Source organism: Acinetobacter sp. UBA1297, from assembly GCF_002307755.1.
In the GTDB taxonomy this organism is placed as follows: domain Bacteria; phylum Pseudomonadota; class Gammaproteobacteria; order Pseudomonadales; family Moraxellaceae; genus Acinetobacter; species Acinetobacter radioresistens.
Map to the genome: position 1 here is coordinate 95,995 of NZ_DBUF01000017.1, position 25,272 is coordinate 121,266.

At 39.9% G+C, this 25,272-nt stretch carries 23 protein-coding genes, 1 other RNA gene and 2 pseudogenes; 12 read left to right on the forward strand and 14 right to left on the reverse strand.

Annotation, left to right across the window (positions count from 1 at the left end; all coding sequences use genetic code 11):
• Positions 1 to 9: 9 nt before the first annotated feature.
• The 4 genes from B3R63_RS08100 to B3R63_RS08115 all read right to left on the reverse strand — a co-directional run bounded on the left by B3R63_RS08100 (position 10) and on the right by B3R63_RS08115 (position 3,040).
• Positions 10 to 882, reverse strand: a complete 873-nt coding sequence (locus B3R63_RS08100; RefSeq protein ID WP_286729656.1) for an alpha/beta hydrolase — start codon at positions 880 to 882, stop codon at positions 10 to 12.
• A 5-nt stretch (positions 883 to 887) separates the two neighbouring features.
• The gene (locus B3R63_RS08105) at positions 888 to 1,583 is read right to left on the reverse strand and encodes a BON domain-containing protein (protein WP_286729658.1); all 696 of its coding nucleotides are present in this window, start codon (positions 1,581 to 1,583) and stop codon (positions 888 to 890) included.
• A gap of 81 nt (positions 1,584 to 1,664) precedes the next feature.
• Entirely contained in the window at positions 1,665 to 2,069 is a 405-nt protein-coding gene (locus tag B3R63_RS08110; protein WP_286729659.1) for a YraN family protein, read from the reverse strand.
• 20 nt (positions 2,070 to 2,089) lie between these two features.
• Positions 2,090 to 3,040: a penicillin-binding protein activator gene (locus B3R63_RS08115; RefSeq protein WP_286729661.1), complete on the reverse strand. Its 951-nt coding sequence runs from the start codon at positions 3,038 to 3,040 to the stop codon at positions 2,090 to 2,092.
• A 12-nt stretch (positions 3,041 to 3,052) separates the two neighbouring features.
• On the opposite strand from B3R63_RS08115, the gene rsmI reads away from it, so the two are divergent.
• Positions 3,053 to 3,895 (forward strand): 16S rRNA (cytidine(1402)-2'-O)-methyltransferase, encoded by an 843-nt coding sequence (gene rsmI / locus B3R63_RS08120; protein WP_005406719.1) that lies wholly within the window; start codon positions 3,053 to 3,055, stop codon positions 3,893 to 3,895.
• A 74-nt stretch (positions 3,896 to 3,969) separates the two neighbouring features.
• Here rsmI and B3R63_RS08125 read toward each other — a convergent pair whose 3' ends face one another.
• The 5 genes from B3R63_RS08125 to B3R63_RS08145 all read right to left on the reverse strand — a co-directional run bounded on the left by B3R63_RS08125 (position 3,970) and on the right by B3R63_RS08145 (position 8,875).
• Positions 3,970 to 4,230 (reverse strand): hypothetical protein, encoded by a 261-nt coding sequence (locus B3R63_RS08125; RefSeq protein ID WP_005019153.1) that lies wholly within the window; start codon positions 4,228 to 4,230, stop codon positions 3,970 to 3,972.
• A 147-nt stretch (positions 4,231 to 4,377) separates the two neighbouring features.
• Positions 4,378 to 5,619 (reverse strand): FAD-dependent monooxygenase, encoded by a 1,242-nt coding sequence (locus tag B3R63_RS08130; RefSeq protein ID WP_286729662.1) that lies wholly within the window; start codon positions 5,617 to 5,619, stop codon positions 4,378 to 4,380.
• Entirely contained in the window at positions 5,616 to 6,824 is a 1,209-nt protein-coding gene (gene ubiH, locus B3R63_RS08135; RefSeq protein ID WP_286729664.1) for a 2-octaprenyl-6-methoxyphenyl hydroxylase, read from the reverse strand. Before ubiH ends, B3R63_RS08130 begins: the two co-directional genes overlap by 4 nt.
• 24 nt (positions 6,825 to 6,848) lie before the next feature.
• Positions 6,849 to 8,174, reverse strand: a complete 1,326-nt coding sequence (pepP, locus tag B3R63_RS08140; protein WP_286729791.1) for a Xaa-Pro aminopeptidase — start codon at positions 8,172 to 8,174, stop codon at positions 6,849 to 6,851.
• A 71-nt stretch (positions 8,175 to 8,245) separates the two neighbouring features.
• On the reverse strand, positions 8,246 to 8,875 hold the full coding sequence (locus tag B3R63_RS08145) for a UPF0149 family protein (RefSeq protein ID WP_286729665.1): 630 nt from the start codon (positions 8,873 to 8,875) through the stop codon (positions 8,246 to 8,248).
• Positions 8,876 to 8,939: 64 nt separating this feature from the next.
• On the opposite strand from B3R63_RS08145, the gene B3R63_RS08150 reads away from it, so the two are divergent.
• From B3R63_RS08150 to ssrS, 3 genes are all read left to right on the forward strand, one after another.
• Positions 8,940 to 9,500: a hypothetical protein gene (locus tag B3R63_RS08150; protein WP_005019144.1), complete on the forward strand. Its 561-nt coding sequence runs from the start codon at positions 8,940 to 8,942 to the stop codon at positions 9,498 to 9,500.
• Positions 9,497 to 9,781, forward strand: a complete 285-nt coding sequence (locus tag B3R63_RS08155; protein WP_119878938.1) for a cell division protein ZapA — start codon at positions 9,497 to 9,499, stop codon at positions 9,779 to 9,781. Before B3R63_RS08150 ends, B3R63_RS08155 begins: the two co-directional genes overlap by 4 nt.
• A gap of 101 nt (positions 9,782 to 9,882) precedes the next feature.
• Positions 9,883 to 10,066: non-coding RNA, 6S RNA (gene ssrS, locus B3R63_RS08160), on the forward strand.
• A 42-nt stretch (positions 10,067 to 10,108) separates the two neighbouring features.
• On the opposite strand, the gene B3R63_RS08165 is transcribed toward ssrS, so the two are convergent.
• Positions 10,109 to 10,579 carry an Lrp/AsnC family transcriptional regulator gene (locus tag B3R63_RS08165; protein ID WP_005019140.1) on the reverse strand — a complete coding sequence of 157 codons (471 nt, stop codon included), beginning with the start codon at positions 10,577 to 10,579 and terminating at the stop codon, positions 10,109 to 10,111.
• A 138-nt stretch (positions 10,580 to 10,717) separates the two neighbouring features.
• Between B3R63_RS08165 and B3R63_RS08170 the strand changes: the two genes are divergently transcribed.
• Positions 10,718 to 11,350: a LysE family translocator gene (locus B3R63_RS08170; RefSeq protein WP_005027228.1), complete on the forward strand. Its 633-nt coding sequence runs from the start codon at positions 10,718 to 10,720 to the stop codon at positions 11,348 to 11,350.
• Between the two features lie 193 nt (positions 11,351 to 11,543).
• Here B3R63_RS08170 and B3R63_RS08175 read toward each other — a convergent pair whose 3' ends face one another.
• Together B3R63_RS08175 and B3R63_RS08180 are read right to left on the reverse strand one after the other, a co-directional pair.
• Positions 11,544 to 11,654: a hypothetical protein gene (locus B3R63_RS08175; protein WP_016801167.1), complete on the reverse strand. Its 111-nt coding sequence runs from the start codon at positions 11,652 to 11,654 to the stop codon at positions 11,544 to 11,546.
• 185 nt (positions 11,655 to 11,839) lie between these two features.
• Positions 11,840 to 12,600: pseudogene (locus B3R63_RS08180) on the reverse strand (sulfite exporter TauE/SafE family protein).
• Between the two features lie 835 nt (positions 12,601 to 13,435).
• On the opposite strand from B3R63_RS08180, the gene B3R63_RS08185 reads away from it, so the two are divergent.
• Positions 13,436 to 14,641, forward strand: a complete 1,206-nt coding sequence (locus tag B3R63_RS08185; RefSeq protein ID WP_286729667.1) for an alkane 1-monooxygenase — start codon at positions 13,436 to 13,438, stop codon at positions 14,639 to 14,641.
• A gap of 114 nt (positions 14,642 to 14,755) precedes the next feature.
• On the forward strand, positions 14,756 to 15,784 hold the full coding sequence (locus tag B3R63_RS08190) for a helix-turn-helix domain-containing protein (protein ID WP_286729669.1): 1,029 nt from the start codon (positions 14,756 to 14,758) through the stop codon (positions 15,782 to 15,784).
• A 77-nt stretch (positions 15,785 to 15,861) separates the two neighbouring features.
• Here B3R63_RS08190 and B3R63_RS08195 read toward each other — a convergent pair.
• Positions 15,862 to 17,205: pseudogene (locus tag B3R63_RS08195) on the reverse strand (amidohydrolase).
• Positions 17,206 to 18,046: 841 nt separating this feature from the next.
• Between B3R63_RS08195 and B3R63_RS08200 the strand changes: the two are divergent.
• The gene (locus tag B3R63_RS08200; RefSeq protein ID WP_286729670.1) at positions 18,047 to 18,628 is read left to right on the forward strand and encodes a 5-formyltetrahydrofolate cyclo-ligase; all 582 of its coding nucleotides are present in this window, start codon (positions 18,047 to 18,049) and stop codon (positions 18,626 to 18,628) included.
• Positions 18,629 to 18,780: 152 nt separating this feature from the next.
• Positions 18,781 to 21,207 (forward strand): endopeptidase La, encoded by a 2,427-nt coding sequence (lon, locus tag B3R63_RS08205; protein ID WP_075040357.1) that lies wholly within the window; start codon positions 18,781 to 18,783, stop codon positions 21,205 to 21,207.
• A 259-nt stretch (positions 21,208 to 21,466) separates the two neighbouring features.
• Here the strand turns inward: lon and B3R63_RS08210 are convergent, their stop codons facing one another.
• Positions 21,467 to 22,417: a M28 family peptidase gene (locus B3R63_RS08210; RefSeq protein ID WP_101161141.1), complete on the reverse strand. Its 951-nt coding sequence runs from the start codon at positions 22,415 to 22,417 to the stop codon at positions 21,467 to 21,469.
• Between the two features lie 154 nt (positions 22,418 to 22,571).
• On the opposite strand from B3R63_RS08210, the gene rlmH reads away from it, so the two are divergent.
• The 3 genes from rlmH to B3R63_RS08225 all read left to right on the forward strand — a co-directional run bounded on the left by rlmH (position 22,572) and on the right by B3R63_RS08225 (position 25,207).
• A complete protein-coding gene (gene rlmH, locus B3R63_RS08215; RefSeq protein ID WP_005019124.1) occupies positions 22,572 to 23,051 on the forward strand; it encodes a 23S rRNA (pseudouridine(1915)-N(3))-methyltransferase RlmH in 480 nt (159 codons plus the stop codon).
• 117 nt (positions 23,052 to 23,168) lie between these two features.
• Entirely contained in the window at positions 23,169 to 23,945 is a 777-nt protein-coding gene (locus tag B3R63_RS08220) for a dioxygenase (protein WP_144745017.1), read from the forward strand.
• A gap of 158 nt (positions 23,946 to 24,103) precedes the next feature.
• The gene (locus tag B3R63_RS08225) at positions 24,104 to 25,207 is read left to right on the forward strand and encodes an META and DUF4377 domain-containing protein (protein WP_286729673.1); all 1,104 of its coding nucleotides are present in this window, start codon (positions 24,104 to 24,106) and stop codon (positions 25,205 to 25,207) included.
• Positions 25,208 to 25,272 lie beyond the last annotated feature (65 nt).

Consider the following 25,272-nt stretch of genomic DNA (forward strand, 5'->3'; position numbering starts at 1 on the left):
AAAGGCCAGTTAACTGGCCTTGAGTGCTTCATCAAGAAAGTTAAGTATGCTTTGCTTGGTTTGAAAGTGCCAACTGAACAGACTCGATAAGCTCCCTAAAACTGTAATATGTCCAGTTTTAGGGATCATCACGATCTGGCTATAATTGCCACACTGTCGTAATTGCTGGTCCAAGTCATCACTATTACTTTTTTTAACGACCTGATCATTCTCAGCTACAACCAGACAGTGCCGGATCGGGTTATGGTCAACAAAGTAATAAGGCATGACCTCATGATAAGGAATGTTTTGGTCAAACGCATCCTGAGCAATTGGATCACCCTTATAATCAAAATGATAAGGGCCGGCGATTCCAATTACTGCCTTGATTTTTGAACGGCATTCCAAGGTATAGGGTGTAGGATGATAGATTGCCGACATTACATTAAATGCGCCTGCAGAATGTCCCATCAGAATCAGCTGTTCAGTTGAAATATACAATTCCTGCTGATGCTGGTCCAGATAGTTTAATGCTAGGGTCAGATCATCAATATAGCTCGGAAAAATATGCTGGGGGGCCAGATGATAGTTTAAAACTACTACATCATAGCCTTCGCGTGTAAATGCTTCGCCGATAAACACATAATCCTTTTTATCTCCATGCTGCCAAGCTCCTCCATGTACAAAGACAATTAGTGGACGTTGAGGCAGTGGATGTGTAGTACGATAAATATCAAGAAGCTGTCTAGCTTTTGTGCCATATGCTATATCTTGATTCAATTCAAAAGACTGTCTAGGTGTCAGATGATTGAGCATATAACTAGCCGCGTCATACAGGCGAAACTCCTGATAACGAAGCTTCGCCTGTGTAGTTAAACGCTGTAAATTTTGAAGAATCTGCATAAGATTTACTGAATAGAGACCGGTTCAGGCTGATCAGGATCAATGGCAACAGGAGTTTCGACTTCCGGTGCTGCATAGTTGTTTGCTACTGGACTTGCGAGAGAAGAACTGGCAACTGGGCCTGAACCCTGCTCGACATTATCAATCAGGGTAACGATTTTGGTAATATTGCCTACCTGCTGTAAAACCTGATTAAGATCATTTATTTCAGCATTATTCAGACGACCCATTACATAAAGTACGCCATCTTCTGTATGCACCAGTACTTTGCTGTCAGAGACCATTTTGGCCTTCATAATCAGTCCGCGCGTATTTGCGGTAACGGCTGCGTCCTGCATGATAGTGTTATAACCGACTTTATCACCTACTGTAATATAGTTATGCACGGTTTTGACATCAGACATAGCACGTACATTGTCTTCTGCAAGCTGTTTCAGATAAACATCAGGTACTTGTCCTGTAAGCAGGACATTGCCATGAAAGCTTTCGACATTAATACGTGATTGTTTAAAGCGGGGATCAAGTTTATAAAGATTAATGTTGGCAGTACGTTCAATTGAAGAATCAATAAAAACTTGTCCCAATGAACGCACACTACTATCAGTACCAACAGGAGTAGCACCAGTACCATTTGAAATAAAGCTTGCGCATCCAGATAAGCTTGCCACACATAGCAAAGCCAAAGTGAAACGATTAAACACTCAGCAAGACTCCCTAATTTTTAGATCTGATCTTTATTGACAGGTTCATTTTCCCAGACTGTATGACAGAGTAAAGAACTCTCAATCTAAAGTAAATGCATTTTCAATCCACTCAAGATCATACGGTAGCTTATAGAATTCTTGCTGTACCTTTTTTGCAATTTGTGTAGAGAAGTTAAAGCAAATCACGTCAAAACGGCAGTAATAATTTTCATAAACAGGATGTTGGCTTATAAAAGACATTGCCGTCTGAATAATCTTTTTTTGTTTACTTCTGGAAATGACTTCTTGGGCACGTCCATAACCTGTCATACTACGGGCTTTGACTTCAACAAATATTAGTTCCTGGTTCCGGCATACAACCAGATCTATTTCTCCGTACCGGGAATGATAATTCTGCTTTAAAAATACAAAGCTCTGCTGCTCTAAAAATATCTTGGCTTGCTGCTCAGCCCACTGCCCTAACTGTTTAGTAAAAGTAATCATTTTTATAATAATCAAAGGTTTTATAATATTATTCGCTGCAACTTACCCTGAACCTGCTGATAACATTGTGGAGTGCGCTTTATCTGCCGGGACTCTACACGGATCTGTCCTGTTCGTCCTTCAAAACTGAAGTCACCTATGGGAATATTTTTGGGCTGCTGTAAGTAATGCTCTGCCAAGGTCCATGCATCTCCACCAAAAGCCAGTAGACGCTGATAAGCCATGTTAACCGGCTGCTGCTGATAAGCTATGATCATTTCTGGCCATTTTGCTTCATAAAGTGCCGGAGCATCACAGAATTTCAAGCCCTCCGGAATTTTTGCTCCCTCTTCAATCGCAATCGCATGGGCATAAATACCTGTTTTTGGTAATTTAACTATGCTATTGAGCCAGTCAGTCTTACCCAGCAGTAAAAGTGCCTGCTGTTTCGGCAGTTTTTTAGGCAAAACTTCAATGATCTGAACCGGATAATCCAGTTGTGACATCAGTGCAATTAAAAAGATTTCACTATCTGCTTCTATGCCAGGTTCTCTTAAAACTGACACCTGACGGATATTGTCACGAAGCATAAGCGCGGCCATAGTAGCTGCATCTGCATTTTTAGACAGGCTAAACTGTAATACCTTATTGTGATGCTGCCCAATTTCATTTAAAGCCAGTACCTGTACTTTTGGATTAAGCCTGATGGCCTCTTCTACTTTTTCACGGCTCAATGGCCCTACAACTAGCCGAGTCTTGGGTTTTATATGTTTGGCGAACAGGCTTTTCATGTTTTGTCCGTATGAGTTTACGAATTTAAGCTGTTCTTGACTGCCAGATGCTTCATAAGCACTCATAAACCCCTGCTTTACACTGGAGGCAGCTCGCGCGAGCGGGCCGGTTTCAGGTAGAATAACCAGAACTTCTGCCTGCACTGTCTGCATGAAGCTGAACAAACTGATCAACAGCAAAACTTTTTTATTATTAATCATGGAACCACCCTTATGAGTGCTCAATTATTTGTAGTGGCAACGCCGATTGGGCACCTGGATGATATGACCTATCGAGCAATTGATGTTCTTAAATCCGTAGCTCTGATCGCAGCAGAAGATACACGACAGTCTGCCCAATTATTAAAACATTATAATATAACCACGCCTCTTACTGCATGTCATGATCATAATGAAAATAATAAAATTGATTATTTAATTGAAAAATTACAATCAGGTGAAAATATGGCGCTGATCAGTGATGCAGGTACTCCCCTGATCAGTGACCCTGGTTTTAAACTGGTACGTGCGGCTCAAGAAAAAGGTATTCGAGTGATACCGGTGCCTGGCGCCTGTGCTGCAATTGCAGCCTTAAGTGCAGTTGGCCTGCCTAGTGACCGTTTCAGTTTTGAAGGTTTCTTGCCCTCCAAGTCTTCACAGCGTCTGGCGCAGCTGGAAAAACTGAAAGATGAAACGCAAACTTTAATTTTTTATGAAGCACCTCACCGTATTTTGGACAGCATCCAGGATATGGCAAAGGTATTTGGGTCAGAGCGTCCGGTCGGTTTTGCACGGGAAATTACCAAAACCTTTGAAACCATCAAAAAAATGACCCTAGGTGAACTGGTCACTTTTATTGAAGCAGACCATCATCAGCAAAAGGGTGAAATTGTCGTTGTGGTAGGAGGCTCTATCCAGCAAAAAGATATTGATCAAGAGAAACTCGACCAGCTTCTGAGCCGCCTGCTTCAGGATTTATCAGTTAAAGCTGCTTCTCAACTTGCTGCGGACTTGACTGGTATTAAAAAGAAAGTGGCTTACCAGCGCGCCTTGGAATTGCAGTCTCAAACCGGATAGGTTATTGAAATTAATGTCCTAACTAAAAAAGCATCACGAATGATGCTTTTTTAGATTAACTCTGTTCAATGCGATTAGCTGCGTACACCTTCATCAGGCGGGACTTCAGTAATTTTCCCACCACTTGCCAAAAAGCGTGCTATTTCATCTTCCAAAGCTTGACGTTTCTTCTGCTTTGCAGTGACGGTCAGAGTTTCAGCTTCCGCCAGATCTGTGTCGTTAAGAACCGCTTCTTCGTCAACTGCACCTTTCTCAGCTGCTTTTGCTTCATCTTCATCGACTGCTACATCTTCTACATCATCATAATCATTCATATCTGTTTTCTCACTCCCCATAAATGCCTATATTCCATGGTGAACCGTGGTAATTTAGGTTGGAATTTAGCAATCTCTAACGAATTCGCAAAGAGCTAAAAGCAGAAAAAACGTATCTTTTTTAATCAAATTCGTAATCAATTATAAAAGAAATGCACGAAAGTGTTTTTATTCGCCAGTTTTACAATAACGTGTATCTTTTAAGTGAATCAGGCCACTGGCTTGCAACATAAAAAGATCTTTAAGTAATGGCTGCTGATTAACCTGCTTTTTCCCCAGATTTCGTGCCCAGATCACTGGAAACAGCTCTCGGGTTTCAAGCCAGCCCAATACTGACATACCATGCATCATAGCTGCATTCTGTCCTTTACGGCGATGCTCATAACGTAGCAATGTCTGCTCATGTGCCCATACTCCCCGTTTAGCATCATGTAATAATGCATCACAAAGTATGGCAGCATCCAGACAACCAATATTTACTCCCTGACCGGCCAACGGATGGATTACGTGAGCAGCATCTCCTATCAATGCCAGTCCTTTTTTTACATAGCGCTGAGCGGAGCGCGCTTTTAAAGGAAAGCTGGCCCTTGAACGCACTACTTGAACTTCTCCCAGCATATGCTGACTTTCTTTAGTTAAAAGCCGGGCAAATTCTTCATCACTTAGAGCCGAATATTCATCGGCATAATCTTCTGGCAAAGTCCATACAATTGATTGCCAGTAGCCATATTCTTCGGGCTGTATACTGGCCATAGGCAGATAAGCCAGCGGGCCAGTGGGCAAAAAGATCTGGCGCGCTACGTGCTGATGTGGCTGGGCGGTTTTAATGGCACAGCTAAACGCTGATTGTTTGTAGTCCAGCACGTCCAGATCGATCATAGCCTGTTCACGTACAAATGACTGGGCACCGTCTGCCCCGATCAGTAACCGGGTATATACTGCTGAACCATCACCAAGCTGTAGATGCCAGCCATCTATACCCTGTTCAATGTGAGTGACTTTAATTTGGGTACGATAATCCTGTACATTTTCCAGCAATTTTTTCTGAATCGCAAGATTGAGTATACTTGGCTCGACCATTGAGCCAAGCCATTGATCTTCTGGCGGAAAGGTCTGTGATTCATGACCAAAAGCTATTTCGCCATAGCCATTTTTATTCCAGACCTGCATACCGGTATAGGGCATGTGTCTGGCGATTTCTTTCCATACGCCTACTGTTTTTAAAAGATGAATGGTCGCTTGGCTCAGTGCCAATACCCTGGGATTTACTACAGGCAATACCTGCGCTTCTGCCAAGACCGGTGCCGCATCCAGTACAGTAGGCTGGACTCCACCTTGCGCCAATAATAATGCTGTTAGACCACCAACCAGACCGCCACCGACAATAACCACATCTAGAATTTCACTCATGCTTTTAGCCCCATTGCATAATTGGCTACTAGAGGTTTTATTCCCGGGACTATATCAAAAGCAATCAGACCGGTATTGCGTAGCAGTTTCAGAACCGGATTCTGATTACTAAAACCTCGTACTACCGAATCACAAAACTTGATGACCCGTTGCTGGTCGGTCAGGCGGGCCTGTTCATAAGCTTTTAGAACTTCTGGCTCACCCAGATCATCAGATACTGTCAGATGACTGCCGAGAAAACGCAACAAGACATCCGCATCACGCAGGCACAGATTAAAGCCTTGACCGGCCACAGGATGGAGTGTATGTGCAGCATTGCCCATCAAAACTACCCGGCCAACTGCCTGTTTATGGGCCAGAACCTGTGACAATGGATAACTGAAGCGTTTTCCGGTCTTTTCAAATTTCCCTGCCCGGTCACCATAAGTCTGTTGTAAGGCCTTTAAAAAATGCTGATCATTTTCTTCACCCAGCCACTCATGTTCAGTCCCCTTTTTGACTGGCCAGACCACAGAACGTCGATACTCACCCGGAAGTGGCAAGAGCGCCAACGGTCCTAAAGGACTAAAACGCTCAAAACCAACCTGACGGTGCGGTTTGGATGTCTGTACCGCGGTGACAATTGCCACCTGGTCATAATCATGCACATCTACACCAACACCCAAGGCCTGTCGGCAAAAAGAATCGCGGCCATCAGCAGCAATCACCAGTTTTGAAGTAAGTTGCAGTTCTTGACCTTCTCGTTCTGCCTTAATGTAAACCTGTTCTGTATCTTGAGTTAATGCCTTAACCTGTACTCTATCAATTAATTCTATCAAAGGTTGCTGGCGCACTTGAGTTAGAAGTACCCGTCCAAGCCAGGCATTCTCAATCACCTGTCCAAAGCTCTCAACATTTTCCTGCTCAGCTTTCAGACGAGCCTTACCAAAACTTCCCTGTTCTGTAATATGAACTTCCAGAATAGGTGTAGCATGCTGTTGAAGAGCCTCCCACAGCCCCAACTTCTGGTAAATCTGTACACTCCGGCGTGAAAGTGCCGTATTACGCGCATCGAAACTGGAGTGATAGGGAACACTTTCTGTATCGGTGGAGTCAGGATAGCGAATAGCTTCGAGCAACTTGACTCTGATTTTGGCTTTAGCCAACATTAAAGCAAGACTTAAGCCGACCATCCCCCCACCAACAATAATCACTTGTTGCTGCATAACAGTTTCCTTATTTCTGGCAGATTAATGCTGGGCCTGAGCCATTAAATGCTCAATGTCTGCAACTGTTTTTACGACTTCGGCTGTTAAAATCAGTGGACCATGTTCTGTAGCCACTACATCGTCCTCAATGCGGATCCCAATACCCCGCCATTTTTTGTCTACGGTTTCATCGTCTGGAGCAATGTACAATCCGGGCTCAACAGTAACCACCATACCAGCTTCATAACTGCGCCACTCCCCATCTTTCTTATAAGACCCGACATCATGCACATCCATCCCCAGCCAGTGGCCGGTACCATGCATATAGAACTGGCGGTAAGCTTCAGTTTCGATCAGTTCATCTACATTACCTTTTAAAAGTCCGAGTGCTACCAGACCTTCTGTAAGGATACGAACTGCACGCTCATGCGGTTCACGGTAAGAATTCCCGATGCGTACTGCGTCAATAGCAGCCAGCTGAGCTTTTAATACAATTTCATACAAGACTTTCTGTTCAGGGCTAAATTTGCCATTCACCGGAAATGTACGAGTAATATCAGAAGCATAATGCTCATATTCACAAGCCGCATCGATCAGTACCAGATCACCATCTTTAAGCGGCTGGTTATTTTCTACATAATGCAAAATACAGCCATTCGCTCCACCACCAACAATGCTGTTATAGGACGGTACGCAACCATACTGGCCAAATACATAATTTAGCTCTGCTTCCAGAGCATACTCCATCATGCCCGGCCGTACCTGATGCATGGCACGAGTATGGGCCTGTGCACTAATTACAGATGCGGCTTGCATGATCTCAATTTCTTTGGCAGATTTGATCAGGCGCATTTCATCTAAAATACGGTCCAGCTGTAAAAGCTGTGATGGAGAACCATCGCCACGACGCTGCTGGGTATCAGCCTGTTTAATCCATTGACTGACCCGGGCATCAAATTCGGCATTGTGTCCAATACGATAGTACAGACGTGCTTTATTCAGCAACTTTTCAATAATCTCGTCATCAAGCAGATCAATCGCATAAGCTTCATCAGCTTCATAATCTTCAATTGCGCCATCAATACCAGCACGGTATCCATTCCAGATTTCCATTTCCCGGTTACGTTCACGGCAAAACAGGCTGTAGGTGTAGTCATCTGCTGTCTCAAAGGTTTCAATGACTGCCACTGCTTCTGGCTCTGCAAACCCGGTCAGATAGTAAAAGCTGCTGTCGGCACGGAATTTATAGTCAGCATCCCGGTTACGGTAGGCAACCGGACTGGTGGCAATAATGGCGATACTGTTTGGCCCCATATGTACAGCCAGACAGTCGCGACGCTGTTGAAAGTCTTCTTGAGTCAGTTTTATCATGCTGGTAATCTTTAATTGTAAAGTATGGGATATAACACGGCTGGTATTAACCAAACACCAGGTCCGAGTTAACTCGGACGGTGCGGCGTAAACATTTCAACTACATTTTGGCTATCAGATAAGGCGGTCTTTTTAGCCTGAGCCTGAACATGTTGCAATAATGAGCTTTCTGAGACTGTAATTTTTTTACGTCCAATCGAAAGGCTAACCGGTATCAGACGTACAAACTCATATAACTCCTGATAGCTTTCCTCACCTTCTTCATCATCATCTGACTCTTCAAATTCAACTGCAGCTACATCCTGTAAGTGCTCAATCAGTTCTTTTTCGTCAGATCGAATATGTCCTGATGCAAGACCAAACCCCAGCACTACACCTGCACACCAGTCTGCCAGTGCCTGTACCCGATCAGCCAGCATATGCTCATCATCAGGCAGTAAAGGTAAATAGTCGAGGTCATCTTCTGACAGCGCATGAAATACATCTTCTGCTTCCTCTGCCAGCATGGCCAGTGCTTCATCACTTAAAGCAGGTACATGAAGAGTTGCGAGAATATTCATCCACTCATCTCGAGTAGGCGCCTCTGTAACACAAACTATACCTGTGAGTAAGCCATGTAACTCACTTGGGCTCGAAATTTCTTCAATTCCATTAAATTGTTGCTGCCAGTCTGTCCAACCTGAAATATCGTCTTGCATTCGCTTTTCCAATCTTTATACTGCTTATATATTACCTTTGATTGCAATTCTGTGCGACCTCGTTATGTTAGAAGAATTACAGCGTCTACAGGCGCATATTGGTGTTTTAAAAACACGACTTCATCATCTTGAGAGTGAAAATAGTTCGCTCGTTCAAGCCAAAGAAGAGAGTGATCAGCATCATCACGCTCAAGTTGTGCAAAAAAATGGCATCATTACCCAAAAACAAGAAGAAATTGACCAGTTGACAGAGAAACTGGGCAGTGTAGAAAGTCAGTTCAAACAGCTCAATACAGATGCCACTGCTCTGGCAGATCGGTATAGCCGTCTAGAAAAAAGCTGTACTGACCTTAAAAATCGTTTTCAGGAAATTTTAAGCGAACGGAATGAACTCCGTGCGACTAAAGAGCAGTTACAGGCCCAGCAACGTCAGTCCCAGCAGGAAATACATGATCTTCAGCAGGAGCGTGAGCGGCTGCTTCAGAAAAACGAACTGGCTAAACACAAGGTAGAAGCCATTATTCAGCGTCTGGCCATTTTAGGAACCAGTCAGGATCAGCATGCGCAGGAAATTCAGCAGCTTGCCCACCCAAACACGGATATGAGTGAGGAGTCTTCGACATGAGTGAACCGGTAATGGTTGAACTGCGTCTGATTGAACAGACTTTCCGGCTGGCAACTACTGCGGACAAAAAGGAAGAACTGGAGCGTGCCGGGCAATTGTTAAATGAAAAATTTCATGAAATACGCCGTAATGCTCCACGGACTGAACATAACAAACTAGTTATTATGGTAGCGCTTTCCCTAATGCAGGAAGTACTTACTTTAAATAAATCTCTTCAGGAATATGCACACTGTGAACGTTTGCTGAGTATGATTATGCAAGATGTCGAGAAAATTGTCTGACATATACATGATTACGTATAAATACTCGTCAATTGAAAATTAACTTTACACTCCTAAAAGTTTATTCAATTGCCATCAGCTTCAGATCAGTTATACTTAACTTGTCTCTGAGATGTTCGCCAGCGAGTCTATTCCCCTGAGCCGATATCATCACTTTAGGATTGCGTTCTGCATATTTAGAGTGTATGCCTGCCCTAAGCAGGAAACCCAGCAAGTATGCGTCGCGTCCACCTTGAACTTTAGGGTTCAAGGGTAACGACATGCAGCGGCATCACCGGAGACACCAGTTTTCTCTAAAATAATTTAAGCTTTAATAATTTATAAAAACTATCTTTGACTTCTGACTGGAAAAGACAGAAAAGGTTTTATTTCTTTTAATACAAACATACTTTGCATTTCTTTTATACCCGGTAAACGTCTGATCACTGACATTGAAAATTCAGCGTAAGTATCCAGATCGGGAGAAACGACCTGTAATAAAAAATCTGCATCCCCACCAATACTATAACAAGCTACTACATGCTCTAAAGCGATTACTTCTTCTTCAAATTTTCTTGCCTCTTTTTCACTATGGCTATCAATAGAAACCCTTATAAAAACCATCACACCCAGACCTATTTTCTTTCGGTCAATAAGCACGCCATAACCTTTAATAACTTGTGCTTCTTCTAGCTGCTTCACTCTTCTCCAGCACGGCGATGTTGACATACCAATATATTCCGATAGTTCAGAATTGGTAATTCGTGAATCTGCCTGTAAACGCTCCAGAATTCTGGCATCTGTCTTATCGATTTGCATATGGGTATAATATTTCCAATAAATATAATAAAACTTAAATTTATACCTTAATTTTTAATTTTAATAGAATAAATAGATCATTTTTTTCTGTGATTTTATAGAAAAATAAAACCAGGTTCTTATTTGATTCTTTATAGTATGGATATTCTAACCCAGATTTTCACCTACAGTTTAACGCTAGCATTGGCAGCTTTCCTACCTGGACCAGGCATGACGGGGTTAATGTTTAAGACACTTAGCCAAGGCTATTGGAGTGGCATATTGATGCTTCTAGGTCTAATTACAGGAGATATTATTTTTTTATCTATTTCTATTTTTTTTATTTCTTATCTTACTCAATTGAGTTCCAATTTTTCAGCCTATATTGTCATTATCTCATGCTTTTACTTATTATTTATCGCCTATAAATTCTGGATGTTCAATGAAAATCTTGTTCAAGAACAGGCTGTCCTGGATGTAAATAAAACTTTCTCAACCTATAGAGACGGTTTACTGATTACTCTTAGTAATCCTAAAACCATTTCATTTTATCTTGCCTTGGTCCCTGCTATTTTTGGGTTAAACTCGCTTCAACAGTATAGTTTATTACTTATTATTATCACGGTTATTACTCTCTCTATTATTGGCAGTCTCTATATATTTTTCTCATGGAAGATAAAGAAAATTCTTAAAAATATCAAAATACAAAGAATACTGTTGAAAAGCCTTTCTTTAATGATGAGCTTCTTAGCTGTAGTCATGCTTTATAAAGAGGTTATCCTGCTAAATTAACGAATTGATTTATAAATAACTTCTAGATCTTCAGGTTAGCTTTCTATAGACATTGTTTTAAGTCGCTATACAAAGCTAACAAAGCGCCTAGGTATATTTGTTGGCCAGATATAGGTACATGAGGAACAGATTCCAGCTAGCCGACTGATTTAAGCAGTGATTAATCATAACGCTATCGCCTGATCCATTTCTGCTATAAAAGGTCTTCCCATATGAAATACCCTAAACTAAAGCCGATCAGTGCATAAAGCGTAATAATAAAAAATACAAAGCTTGCCTTATTTTTCTTTTTAAAAAAATTCATACTGATACCCCAGCCTTTAACCCGATTTGCACCATCTTAACGCATTTTTACAGATTAGCGCGACCATAAAAAGTCTTGTTCAGTATTTAAATTCTCTGGTCACTTTAGATGAAGCTTAATTTTTTATCTTTAACAGTAGCCACAGACTCAAACTAATCCGTTTTAATTTCAGATTATTTTTTAGGCTATTTAAAAAGCTCAAGGCCCATTCGCCCAATCAAAAATATAAGAAGAACAAGAAAAAAATACGGATAAAACCACTACCATATCGCAATGCCAAGATAGTCCCGACCAGGGAGCCTAAGACATTGCAGATGCCTACAAAGGCACCAATTTTCCATAATACATGGCCTGCAGGAATAAAAAACAATAATGAGGCAGTAAATGTTCCCAGATTTACAAGCTTTGCAGATGCTGAAGCATTAAGGAAATCAAATGAAAAAATTCTAACAAACAGGAAAATTAAAAAACTACCGCTGCCTGGACCAAAAATTCCATCATAAAAGCCAATCAATCCACCAAAAAGTATGCCCAGACCAATTTCTTTTTTACCATACTGTAGCTCAGTATGAGTTTTTCCTAGATCTTTTTTAATAAAAGTATATATTGCAATCAGAATCAACAGACAAAAAACAATATATCTCATTAATTCTTTAGGAATAAGGGAAACAGACATTGCCCCTAGAAAAGCAAAGGTAAAAGCTGAAATCATGATTGGAAATATCAGCTTCCAAACTATTTTCACTCTTTTTATATAAGTAAAAATAGATGAGAAAGTGCCCGCCAGGACAGCAATCTTGTTAGTTCCAAATACGGTAGCCAAGCTATATTGGGGTAAAGCATGTATTAGTGCCGGTAACTGAACGAGGCCACCGCCGCCCACTGCCGCATCAATTAATCCTCCACAAAAGGCAAACAAGCCTAAAAGAATAAGAGTAATATCCAATACAGCCCTCCTCAAATATTAGTTTTTAACTTTTTATGACCAGCCTTTAGCTTTAGTTATTTATAAATATCTTTCTACTTCCCTATATCAATATCGCCCTAGAAGTAAAATTTAATTAAAGCAGGGCATTAAAATATAATAAAAAATCTGAATTTTTATAATCAATATATCTAATTATATTTTTACTTGGTTTATCTCAGAAATCAAAGTATATTAAATATTGCTTTTAAACTACAAAATATTTTACAACCAAATGAATTTAAAAGAAATATTTTATGTTATTTTCTCCTTATGGTTCGGGCTTTTCATTGCCTATATTTTCTGGAAAATAATTTTAAAAGATTTATTTTATAAAATAGTTCTCTATAGAAGAGGAGTAGTTACAATTGCTGAGCTCAGCTATGTACTAGATTCTGCTATTTATGTACAGTATCGCCCTCTATTTTATATGAGATTCAAATTTAAAATATCATCCGGTGTAGTAGAAAGTCCAAATATCAAAGTCATTATAAATAAAAAAAACATCCCACTTTATCATGTCGGAAATAAAGTTAAGATTAAGTATGATCCTAAAAATTTAAGTAATATTAAAATAGTAGACAATATTCTATAGTTTTACTAAAACAATACTTCTATTTCTCTTAAGAAAGACCTTAATTATTTTTAATCACCAGATATTACCTCATAAAAACTATTATTTTTATAAAGGTAAGTCAGTAGCCACTCTTTTAGTGTCTTAAAATGAATGATAAATGTCCGCTAATGAATTTTTCTTACAACCTTTTAAAGTCATACTTGAGTTTATCAATAAATAAAATAACTCATGGAATAGATGATGAATGCAATTACTCAAGTAGACAAGATCACAGAGCCCGTTAAATTCACAGATAAAAAACGTAAACTCTGGCTGTTAGGTCTGGTTGTACCCAATATTGCCAATGCTACCTTTTTGAGTTATCAGTTTGGCCCTAAAATTACTAAGAAATTATTTACTTATATGGGCCCTCTGGCATTACATATCATCATTCCAGCCATTGATAAATATATGGGAGAAGACCCGGAAAATCCGCCTGAAGAAGCTGTAACTGATCTGGAGAATGATCCCTATTATGCACGGGTTGTTAAATTATTTATTCCTTTACAGATAATTGCCAATCTGTATGGTAATTATCTTGTCAGTCAAAAAGCAGTTTCACTGGAAGAGCGTATTCTTTTTGGCCATATTCTTGGTCTGGTCAATGGTGTAGCAATTAATACTGCACATGAGCTGAGCCATAAGTCAGGCAAGCTGGAACATTACCTTTCGCATCTTTGTCTTGCCCCTACAGGGTATAACCATTTCCGTATTGAACATCCTTATGGGCATCACCGTCGTGTAGCTACCCCTGAAGATCCGGCTTCTTCGCAGTTAGGTGAAAGTTTCTGGCAGTTCTGGCCAAGAACTGTAACTGGAAGCTTTAAGTCAGCCATAGAAATTGAAACACGACGCTTGGGCCGCAAAGGGAAAACATTTTGGTCTCTAGAGAACGAGCTGTTTCATGGATGGACAATAACTGCTGCCTATCACATGCTTATGCTAAAGCTGTTTGGAGCAGGAATTATTCCAACCCAGCTTACGCAGTCATTTTGTGGTATCACGTTGTTTGAAGTCGTTAATTACATGGAACATTATGGCTTAAAACGTGAGGATTTAGGTAGTGGCCGGTATGCCCGTACCCGGCCAGAACACAGCTGGAACAATAACAGCAGGTTCAGTAATGTACTGCTCTATCAGCTACAGCGCCATTCGGATCATCATGCCTATCCGACCCGCAGCTTTCAGTCCCTGCGCCATTACGATAATGTTCCACAGTTACCCGCGGGTTATGCCAGTATGGTTCTCCCCGCTCTAATTCCAAAATGGTGGTTTAAATTAATGGATGAACATGTGATTAAACACTATGATGGTCATATAGATAAGATTAATTTTTATCCTAAAGCCCGAGAAAAGGTTTTAGGTAAATATGTGCATTTGTTTAAAACCAGAACTGAACGATCTTAAACTGATTAAATAATACAGAAAATAAAGTTACTGCCAGTTCTCCTTATAGTTTTAGAAAATAATAGAGAGAATTGCTTAAGTTTTTATCGGTATGGAGACCAGAGCTGTTTTAAAATGATTAATAAGAATGTTCCACTTATACCTGTACGTTACTATTTGAAACTGGTCGAACTGCTCATAGCCAGAAATATTCCTATACAGGTATTTCTGGACGAACTGCATATCGATATAGAACAGTATCTGGCTCAACCGGACTTGAAAGTATGTATTTCTCAAGTAGAAAAAATAATTCAGTACTGTTTAAGGTTCCCGGTAAATACTGATCTGGCCTTTGAACTTGGCCGCTCGTTACACTTAAGTTCACATAGCTTGGTAGGTTATGCAATTTTAACTTCCAAGACAGTTGAACATGCTCTTAAGCTGGTGACCAGATACTTCAGTCTGATTATGCCAAGTTTTAAAGCATCAATTTATTTCAATAAAAATCAGCAGGCCGAATGGCTGATTGAGCCTGAATTAGACATGGATCAATCTGTGTTGAATTTTCACATTGAAGCGATTGCTATCGCCCTGCATAATAATCTTAATGACTTAATCGATTCACCTTTCTTATCCTTTTCTATTTTTTTATCTCTGCCTGAACCGCCTCATCTTAAACAAATTAACCAGTTAAAGCAGGTCAGGTTTCACTTTAATGCCCTTAACCGCCCTGGTTTAAAAATTACTCTCGGTCAGGAGCTATTGGCTTATAAACTGCCATTAGCAGATGAAATGACCTTAAAAGCAGTAGAGTTTAAATGTCAGGAACAAATGAAGGAGATTACCCAAAGTCAGGATTTCCCTGAATGGATCAAAATGATTCTCTTAAATACTTATCAAATGCCAACTCTTACCGAATGTGCAGAATTACTGCATGTTTCAACCAAAACCTTACAACGACAGTTACATAGAAGAAATGCTGATTTCAATGGAATAAAAAAACAAGTCATCATATTAAAAGCACAAGAGAGACTGAGTCATTCATCTGCCAGCATTACCCAGATTGCCTATGAACTCGGCTATTCATCTTCTTCTAATTTTTCCCGTGCCTTTAAGGCTTTAGTAGGTCTTACGCCAGAAGCTTATCGACAGCAATTTCAATAAAGAATCTCTATCATCCAAAAAAGTAGCCAAAAATAGGGATCAGTATCTCTATTTTCTGATTTCTATAAGAATTTCTATTATTTTTTCGCTCTCCAGACAGCCTGAACCTGACCGGCAATTTTTGGATAATCCATCACAAAACGTATATGTGAAACTATTCCTATTTTTAAGGTTTTATCATTTACCATAAAGTAGGGACTATGGTTAGGGGCTGCCTTGTGCATGTACTGATCGGTTGGGGTGGCCCCTAGAAATACGAATAAAGCTGGCATAATCTGGCCATAATACGCGAAGTCCTCACTGGCACTTTCATTTTGTTCCAGCACATGAACTTTATTCTCCCCTGCAACTGACTTTAAGCTGGGAGCCATAAGGTGAGTTAAAGTTTTATCATTAAATATCACAGGAGCATAAGCAGAAATTTCTATCTTGGCCTGAACATCATTGGCCTTTGCAGTATGGTCAATCATTTCAGGCAAGCTCTTTAAAATATTCTGGCGAATGTCTTCATGATTGGAGCGGATAGTTCCGGTCATTTATACCTGTTCCGGTATAATATTACCACTGGTTCCTCCCTGAATCTGACCTATACTTATAACGCCCATGCCCTTGCCAAGATCAGTACGACGCGATACCAGTGTTTGCATGTTCTGAATAATGTCTGCCGCAGCAACAATCGAGTCTCTTCCTTTCCATGGCATGGAACCATCAACCTGTTAGCCGTTTAAAGTAATCCGGACACCATCAGCACTATTTAAGACAGCACCATCTTTATAATATAAGTGGCCACTTGGCATACCTGCCATAACATGCAATCCAAAAATCACTTCTGGCTTTGAATTACTCAATGCACCATCTGCGATCATTTTTCTTGAACCTATCTGTTCGCCCTGACTAAAATTATCAATATCTGCTCCCCCTTCTCCGGTAGGCTGGAAAACAAATACAACTGTACCTGCAACTTTTTCCCTATGTTCAGCCAAAACTTGCGCAGTACCCAATAACATAGCAGTATGAGCATCATGGCCACATGCGTGGGCAACTGGCGTTATTTTACCCTCATATAACCCTGTGGCCTGACTGGCAAAAGAAACCGGAGCCTTTTCTTGTATAAGTAAAACGTCCATGTCGGCACGTAGTGCAATGACCGGTCCGGGTCTTCCTCCTTTCAGTACACCTATAACACCTGTTTTTGCGAAGCCTTTTTTAACCTCAGCACCATAGGCATTAAGTTCTTTTTGTACCAGTTCAGAGGTTTTAAATTTTAAATTTCCCAACTCGGGATTTGTATGAATATAGTGGCTTAACTGGATAGTATGAGGTTCAACTTTCATAGCGGCTTGGTTAATCCAGTCTGCATAGGCTAAATGTTGTATACCTAATATAAGATTTATAATTATAAAACTCTTTTTTAAATACATGAAATATTCCTATTTTAATCGTTAAAATTATTCATTTCTCAATGTTTAAGATTAAAGTAAATTAATAAAAAATATCTTACAGCTTTTTATAATGAATTATATTTTATTCTTAACTACTCTTAATACCTTTTATATATAAAAATATAATCACAAGGTTCCAAGATGTATAAGATTAACCAAAAAAAATACAAGGTATTTTTAATAAAAAATTATTATAAATATAATTGAATTATTAATTAAAAATTTTTATAGGAAGATAAAATAGTATTTCTCACATTTATATTGCAATACAATGGAATAGATTCTAGATTATTAATAATATTTATTCAATATAATTCTCAAGACTTTAGAAAAATAATACACATATTTATAATCCTTCAGAGCCATAATTATTAGCTAGTTTTACTTTTCTAATTTTTAGTTTACTATTATAATGAACATTATAACCTTTTTCGATATATAATCATTTTATTTTCACTCCAAGTTTTATAATATTTAGAATATAGCATTATATTATTTATATAAGATTTACTCCAAAATAGATATACATATGACTGATAAAAATATAATGATTCAACTTTAATAATAAAATCAGACAATATATTGTTACAGTCTATCACTTTTTAATCATTGCAGTAGTAGTAGAATTTTTTAGTTGCTCTGTTATAGCTGCGAGCTGATACTAAAATAAGATTGTGATAGTATAAAGTCTGGTTAAGGGTACAGAGCCAAATTATCTTATTGGGACAATATAACATATTAATAATAAGATAGCTGTTTGATCAGTTTATAGATCATCAGTCTTTAAATCGATTTAACTTGGAAAGTAATTGAAATTATTATGTCCATTTCTCTTCACTCTTTACGGCGATCTCTGCGTTCTCAACGCCGCCAAGTCAGTATTTTTGAGCATCGGCAATCTGAACAAAAAGTGCTGACACATCTTATAAAAATGCCAAGGTTTCAACATGCTGATAAAATCGGTATTTACCTGAATGCTTTTGGTGAAATCCATACACGTAAAATTATTGAGTACTGTTTTAAAAAAGGTAAGAAAGTTTACTTACCTATGATCTGCAACATGAATCAAAAACTAGTTTGGGTTTCTATAAGTCGTGATCAGTATCGTAATCAGTGCTTTGCCTATCATCCATTAGGCATGAAGGAGCCCATGGCAGGCCGTGGCTGTAATGTTACTGTATTAGATTTAATTTTAATGCCGTTGCTTGCTTGTGACTCTAGCGGGACACGCATTGGTATGGGCGGAGGCTATTATGATCGTACCTTGGCTCAGGCCGCACAGTATCCGTACCGGTTAGGACTAGCACATGATTTCCAGTTTATTCCCTTAAGATTAAAGCGAGAAAAATGGGATCAACCTTTAAATGCATTAGTTACACCTACGAAAATACATTATTTTTAATCTTAACTATACGTTTAACTTGTTTAAAACTATGAACTTTTCATATCTCATCTAAAAATAAAACAATTTATCTGCATGGGCCCTTGTATTTTTTAAATTACCCATCACTATAAAAGTCATGGCAACACCGTTGTCACTCATTAGGAGTGCCCATGTCCGAATATCTTATGAATGAACAAACCTTAGAGCCTCAGGTTCCAAGTGTATTACCACTATTAGCGCTACGTGATGTGGTGGTGTATCCACACATGCAAATTGCGTTATTTGTGGGTCGTGAAAAATCGATCAATGCAGTTGATGTGGCTCGTAACAGTGACAATTTAGTATTTGTAGTTGCACAAAGAGATTCGCTTACAGAAGAAATTGATCACGACAACCTTTATCAATACGGTACTGTCGCGAAGATTGTGCAAGTTGTGAATCATGAAAATGATGAAAACTGTATTAAAGTCCTGATTGAAGGCCTGCATCGCTCTAAACTTACCCGTATTATTGACTCAGAAGAATATCTGAGCGCTGAGCATACCCTTAGTCCAATGACTGTAGATTCTAGCGAGGAAGAGCAAGATGCCCGCCTGCAAGATTTGCGTACCTTGTTTGCCCAGTATGCTGAAGCAAAATTGCGTAATGCGCGTGAGCTGATTGCGGCGGCCAATAAAATTGAAGATCTGCTGCAACTGTTATTCTTTGTTGCGACTCGAGTTCCACTTAATATTGAAGTGAAACAGAAGTTCCTTGAACATGATGAGTTCGAAGTTCATCTCCAAGAACTGATGACTTATCTGCTTCAGCAATCTGAAGAACAACAGCTAGAACAGACCTTGCATGATTCAGTTAAACGCCAGATGGAAAAGAATCAGCGTGAATATTTCCTGAATGAAAAAATGAAGGTTATTCAGCGCGAACTCTCTGACATGAATGGTGGCGCTGAAGATGATGTGGCCGAGATTGAAAAACGTCTCGCGGAAGCTGATCTGCCAGAACATGTACGCAAAAAAGCTGAAGCTGAATTCCGTAAGCTAAAAGCGATGCAACCGGCTTCAAGTGAAGCGGCTGTGGTACGTAACTATCTGGAAGTTATTTTAGATACACCGTGGAACAAGGCTAGCAAAGTTAGTATTAACCTGAATAAAGCTCAGGAAATCCTCGATGCTGACCACTATGGCCTAGATGAAGTAAAACAGCGTATCGTTGAGTATCTTGCAGTACAGTCGCGTGTGAAAAAGCTGCGTGGACCAATCCTCTGTCTGGTTGGCCCCCCAGGTGTAGGTAAAACCTCTCTTGGTGAATCTATTGCTAAAGCTACAGGTCGTGAATTTGTGCGTATGGCTTTAGGTGGCGTGCGTGATGAAGCTGAAATACGTGGACACCGTCGTACTTATATTGGTGCGATGCCAGGTAAAATTGTGCAGTCCCTGACAAAAGTCGGCGTTAAGAATCCGCTGTTTTTGCTTGATGAAATTGACAAGATGGCACAGGATTATCGAGGTGACCCTGCTTCTGCATTACTTGAAGTGCTTGACCCGTCGCAGAACCACAAATTCAATGACCATTACCTTGATTTGGATCTTGACCTGTCTGAAGTCATGTTTATCTGTACTGCAAACAGTATGGATATTCCGGGCCCATTACTTGACCGTATGGAAGTCATCCGTTTGCCGGGCTATACCGAAGACGAAAAAGTAAATATTGCTGATCGTTATTTGGTACCTAAAGCGATTAAAGATAACGGGTTACGTGCTAAAGAGTTAACAGTACATGAAGAAGCGATTCGTGACATCGTACGTCGTTATACTCGTGAAGCAGGTGTACGTAGTCTTGAGCGTGAAGTTTCCAAAATTGCGCGAAAAGTCGTGAAAGAAGCCGTGAGCAAGAAAGCCAAAAATCTGCATGTCGATGTTACTGCAGAAAACTTGCCGGATTATTTGGGTGTACACAAGTTTGACTTTGGTATGGCGGAAGAAGAAGCTCAAGTTGGTCGTGTAAATGGTCTGGCATGGACTTCAGTCGGTGGTGAATTACTGACTATTGAAGTTGCAGCAGTTAAAGGTAAGGGTAAATTTATTACTACCGGTTCTTTGGGTGATGTTATGAAAGAATCGATTACTGCGGCTATGACAGTAGTGCGTACCCGTGCAGATGAACTTGGAATTGAGGCATCACGTTTTGAAGAAACGGATGTACACGTTCACTTGCCTGAAGGTGCAACACCAAAAGATGGCCCATCTGCCGGTCTTGCTTTAACTACTGCACTTGTTTCAGCATTTACTGGTATTGCAATTCGAGCAGATATTGCAATGACAGGTGAAACCAGTCTGGGTGGTCGTGCAATGCGTATTGGTGGGTTGAAAGAAAAATTGCTTGCTGCTCACCGTGGAGGTATCAAGCTGGTTTTCATTCCACAAGAAAATGTACGTGATCTTGCAGAAATTCCAGAAAATGTGAAGGAAGGGCTAGAAATCAAGGCAGTGAAAAGTATCGATGAGATCTTGCCACTTGCTTTAACCTCTATGCCAAAACCTCTTCCAAAGCAACCTCTGGTAAAACCAGTTGAAGAGTCAAATACAGCCCGCCACTAAGGGTAAATAAGAAAAAGAGAGCTTCGGCTCTCTTTTTTGTGTTAAAAAATGTATATATAGTATGTGTGGCCTTTATTTTAGCTTGAAAAAGCTGAGCAGTTTCCCCATCTTATTCAGTATAGGCATACGGTTCTGTGGGTTTTAATTTTTCTCACAACGTACACTAAATGGCCATCTGTATCTCCAGACGGATGGCCTATTTCGCAGTCCTTTTAGCCCCTTTTAAGGACTGCGTTTTTTTGTCTTAAATACTTTAATTTTAGAAGTTAGATTCAAGAATGGTAGAGGCTAAGCCGTTAATTACCTGAGCCATCTTTACAGTATCAAGCTTATCAATACGGTCCTCTTGTGTATGGTAAAACTTGTTGCGGTATTTTCCGGTATCTGTAATCAGAATTGCCGGAATATCAAATTGCCAATAGTTAAAATGGTCAGAAAAGTCAGCCCCTGCCAGAAATGAAGGTGTTACCATACGTTGGCAATCCAGCTGGTTTAACTTCTGCATTGATGCGCAGTAAGTATTCCCGATTTCACTTGACTGTATATTACTTAAGGTCGCAATAAAATTAGCATGACTTGGATATATCCATTTCATGCCTGCCGGATACTGCTGTACATTTTTAATATCATAGTAGCCTATCATATCAAGTATGAAAGCTGCCTTAATCTGCTCTTTTTGCTGCTGTACCGATTTGGCATGAATATAACTTCCCATTTGTGCAGTTTTAAAAAATGGCTGCTCTTTTAAGGTATAAAAGACAAATTCGATATTATGCTTTAAGGAAGAGCGCTCTGCTGCCAGAATGCGTGCTATTTCAAGTACACCGGCGACTCCGGAGGCGTTGGCATCTGCTCCAGAAGTTTTTTCAAAAGCATCATAATGCGCACCGATAATCATTTTATCTGAGCGGCCAACATTGATATAGCACAAGACATTTCGATAATTTTTTCCGTATACTTCATAAGTCTGATAGTTACAGGGTATACCGAACAGACGCATCTGCTCTTTTAATCCTGCTGAGATCCGATTAAGTTCCTCTACATTTTTATAATTTCGTGCAACTCCCGGCCGAATAATCTGGTTCATGTAAACTGTTAGATTAGAAGGATCTGCCTGCTTAAAAGATGTGCTTAGATCAGCTGCTGCTACACATGAAAAAAAACCGCTTATAATTAAAATTAAGTATCTGTATATCAAACGATTCCACATTCGCTTATTTTTCCATTTGTTATCATGACAGGCATGTTGTTCGTATGGGCAACCTGTCCTTCTGGTTATTTTCCAGCTTCATTATGTCTTTTTGTATCAGTACAGATAGCATTTCAACGTTATAATAATGTTACTTTGATACCAAACAGCAGTTATGAAAATCCGTATTTTAACCATAGGTCAAAAAATGCCAGCTTGGGTTTTGACTGGCTTTGAAGATTACTTCAAACGTATTCAACCGTTTGTACAAACTCAGGTCATTGAGTTACCCATGGCTAAACGCGGCAAGAATGACTCAGACGCAGATATATTAAAATATTGCCAGATTGAGGGTGAAAGTATTCTCGCTACGCTTAAACCCAGCGAAATTCTGATTGCTCTAGAAGTGGGTGGAAAAGAGCTCAGCACCGAGAAGCTGGCTGAAACAATGAAAGGCTGGATGCTTGAAGGACACGATATAGCTCTGGCAATCGGTGGACCGGATGGGCTTTCAGATCAAGTCCGTAAAACAGCAGCTTGGCACTGGTCACTCTCCAAGCTGACTTTACCTCACCCTTTAGTCCGAGTGATGTTGATCGAACAGCTTTATCGGGCAATGAGTATTAATCATAATCATCCTTATCATCGCGCTTGAATGCTCTTAATCCCATAATTGCATTTTTGAAACATACCGTTGAAATAAAGCTTCTTTAATAAGCGGCTTTTTTTCTGCATCATGAAGTTTAATTTAAATTGCTCAGGTCAGGCGCTCATGAATTTACAGACTCTCCCCGGTTTATTTATTTCGCATGGTTCTCCCATGCTCGCTCTTGATCCGGAACAGGTGGGACCTGCCTTAGAACGTTTGAGCATTAACCTGCCTAAACCGGAAGCTATTATTGTAATGTCGGCTCATTGGGAAAGTCAGGCCCTGGAAGTGAGTATAGCAACGCGTCCCGAAACTTGGCATGATTTTCGTGGCTTTCCAGCCGAACTTTATGAAATTCACTATCGTGCTCCGGGTAACCCGGAACTGGCCGAAGAAATTTTGCATCTGTTTGCTGAAGCACAGATACAGGCACACGCAAACAATATCCGCCCGCGTGACCATGGTGTCTGGATGCCTTTATTACACATGTATCCTGAAGCAGAAATTCCGGTAATCGAGATTTCGCTGCCTATGAGCATGAGTGCTGATGAGATTTATCAAATTGGGCAGGTGCTGGCGCCTCTACGTGAACGACAGATTTTATTGATTGGTTCAGGTAGCATTACTCATAATCTGGCCGAGTTAAACTGGCACGGTAATACGTCTGAAGTACCTGAATGGGCTTCGACTTTTCGCAACCATGTGGTGAGTAAACTCAGCCATAGCAGTTATGATGAAGTACTTGAATGGCAACATCTGCCTTATATTGCACGGAATCATCCCACTCTTGAGCATTTAGCTCCCCTTTTCTTTGCTATGGGAACTGGCTCAAGATTCAGTCTGGTTCATAGCAGTTTTTCTATGGGGGCTCTAGGAATGGATATTTACAGGTTTGATTAGTACAAATATTCACTATGATTAGAAAAACTTCATTTGAAACCCTCATTTGAAGTTACAAAACAATACGTTTTAAAACTAAAAACCTAACCAGCCCGGTTTTTATGAGCTGAACGATGCCTTAAGCTATGCTCTAATTTAGTTGTAACAAAAGATTTAAAATGAAATTGAAATATTTGTTTCTTGCCCTGCTTCCTTTTTCTTTAATGGCTTGCCAATCTATTCAGTCGCATCAAAAGCAGCCACATGTCTCACAACAAGCCGATACTGAGCAGCAGCTCTCTGCCTATAGCTGGACTTACCAGAATTCTCAGGCTTCTAAACCTCTAGTCATCAATTTTATAGATAATCATCAGTTATCTATACAGACTGGCTGTAACGGACAAGGCGGCAGCTGGAAAATTGAAGAAGGTAAATTGGTAACTTCTCATCTGATTTCAACCATGATGGCCTGCCAGTCAGACTTAATGAAGCAGGAACAGCTCTCTAGCAGTATCTTCAATGAAGCACGTTCAAATTTTGATATTAGCTTAGCGAATGGTCAGGCCATTTTAACCATTACAGATACAAAGGGACAAAAGCACGTGTTTAAAGGTAGTAAAATTCTTGAACATAGTGCTTTAACTTCTTATAACTGGACCTATCAACCGGAAGGTTCCAAAGAACCTATCCTGTTGAATTTTTCCAATGACCGGATTGGAATTGATACCGGATGTAACCGTCAGGGTACAAGCTGGAAAATTGAAAATGGTCAGCTATTGACTGGTGACTTAGTTTCAACGCAGATGGCATGTGATCCGGTATTAATGAAACAGGAACAGTTCTCCAGTGCCCTATTTCAGAAACGCAGTATTCCTTTTGAACTCAATCTGGCGAACCCTGAACAGCCAACCCTGATCCTGCAAGATACCCAAGGTCAAAGTTATACATTTAAGGGTAACATGACCCCTGAAGCCCAATATCAGTCGCAAGGTGAAACTATTTTTCTAGAAATAGCACCTGAAACCAAGTCATGTACAGGAGTTGCACCACAAACCTGCCTGCAGGTCCGTGAAATCAAATATGATGATAAAGGTATAAAAACGCAGGTCGATAAAGATTGGACACTATTTTACGATCATATTGAAGGTTTTAAGCATGACCCTAACCAGCGAGTCATTGTACGGGTAAAGCGCTATGAACGTAAAAATGTTGCTGCAGATCAATCAAAATATGCATATGTACATGATATGACTGTAGAACAGGAAACTATTAAAAAGCCTTAAATTTATATCTAAATAATAAAAAACCGATGCCAACGCATCGGTTTTTTATAAATAATTTTAGAAAA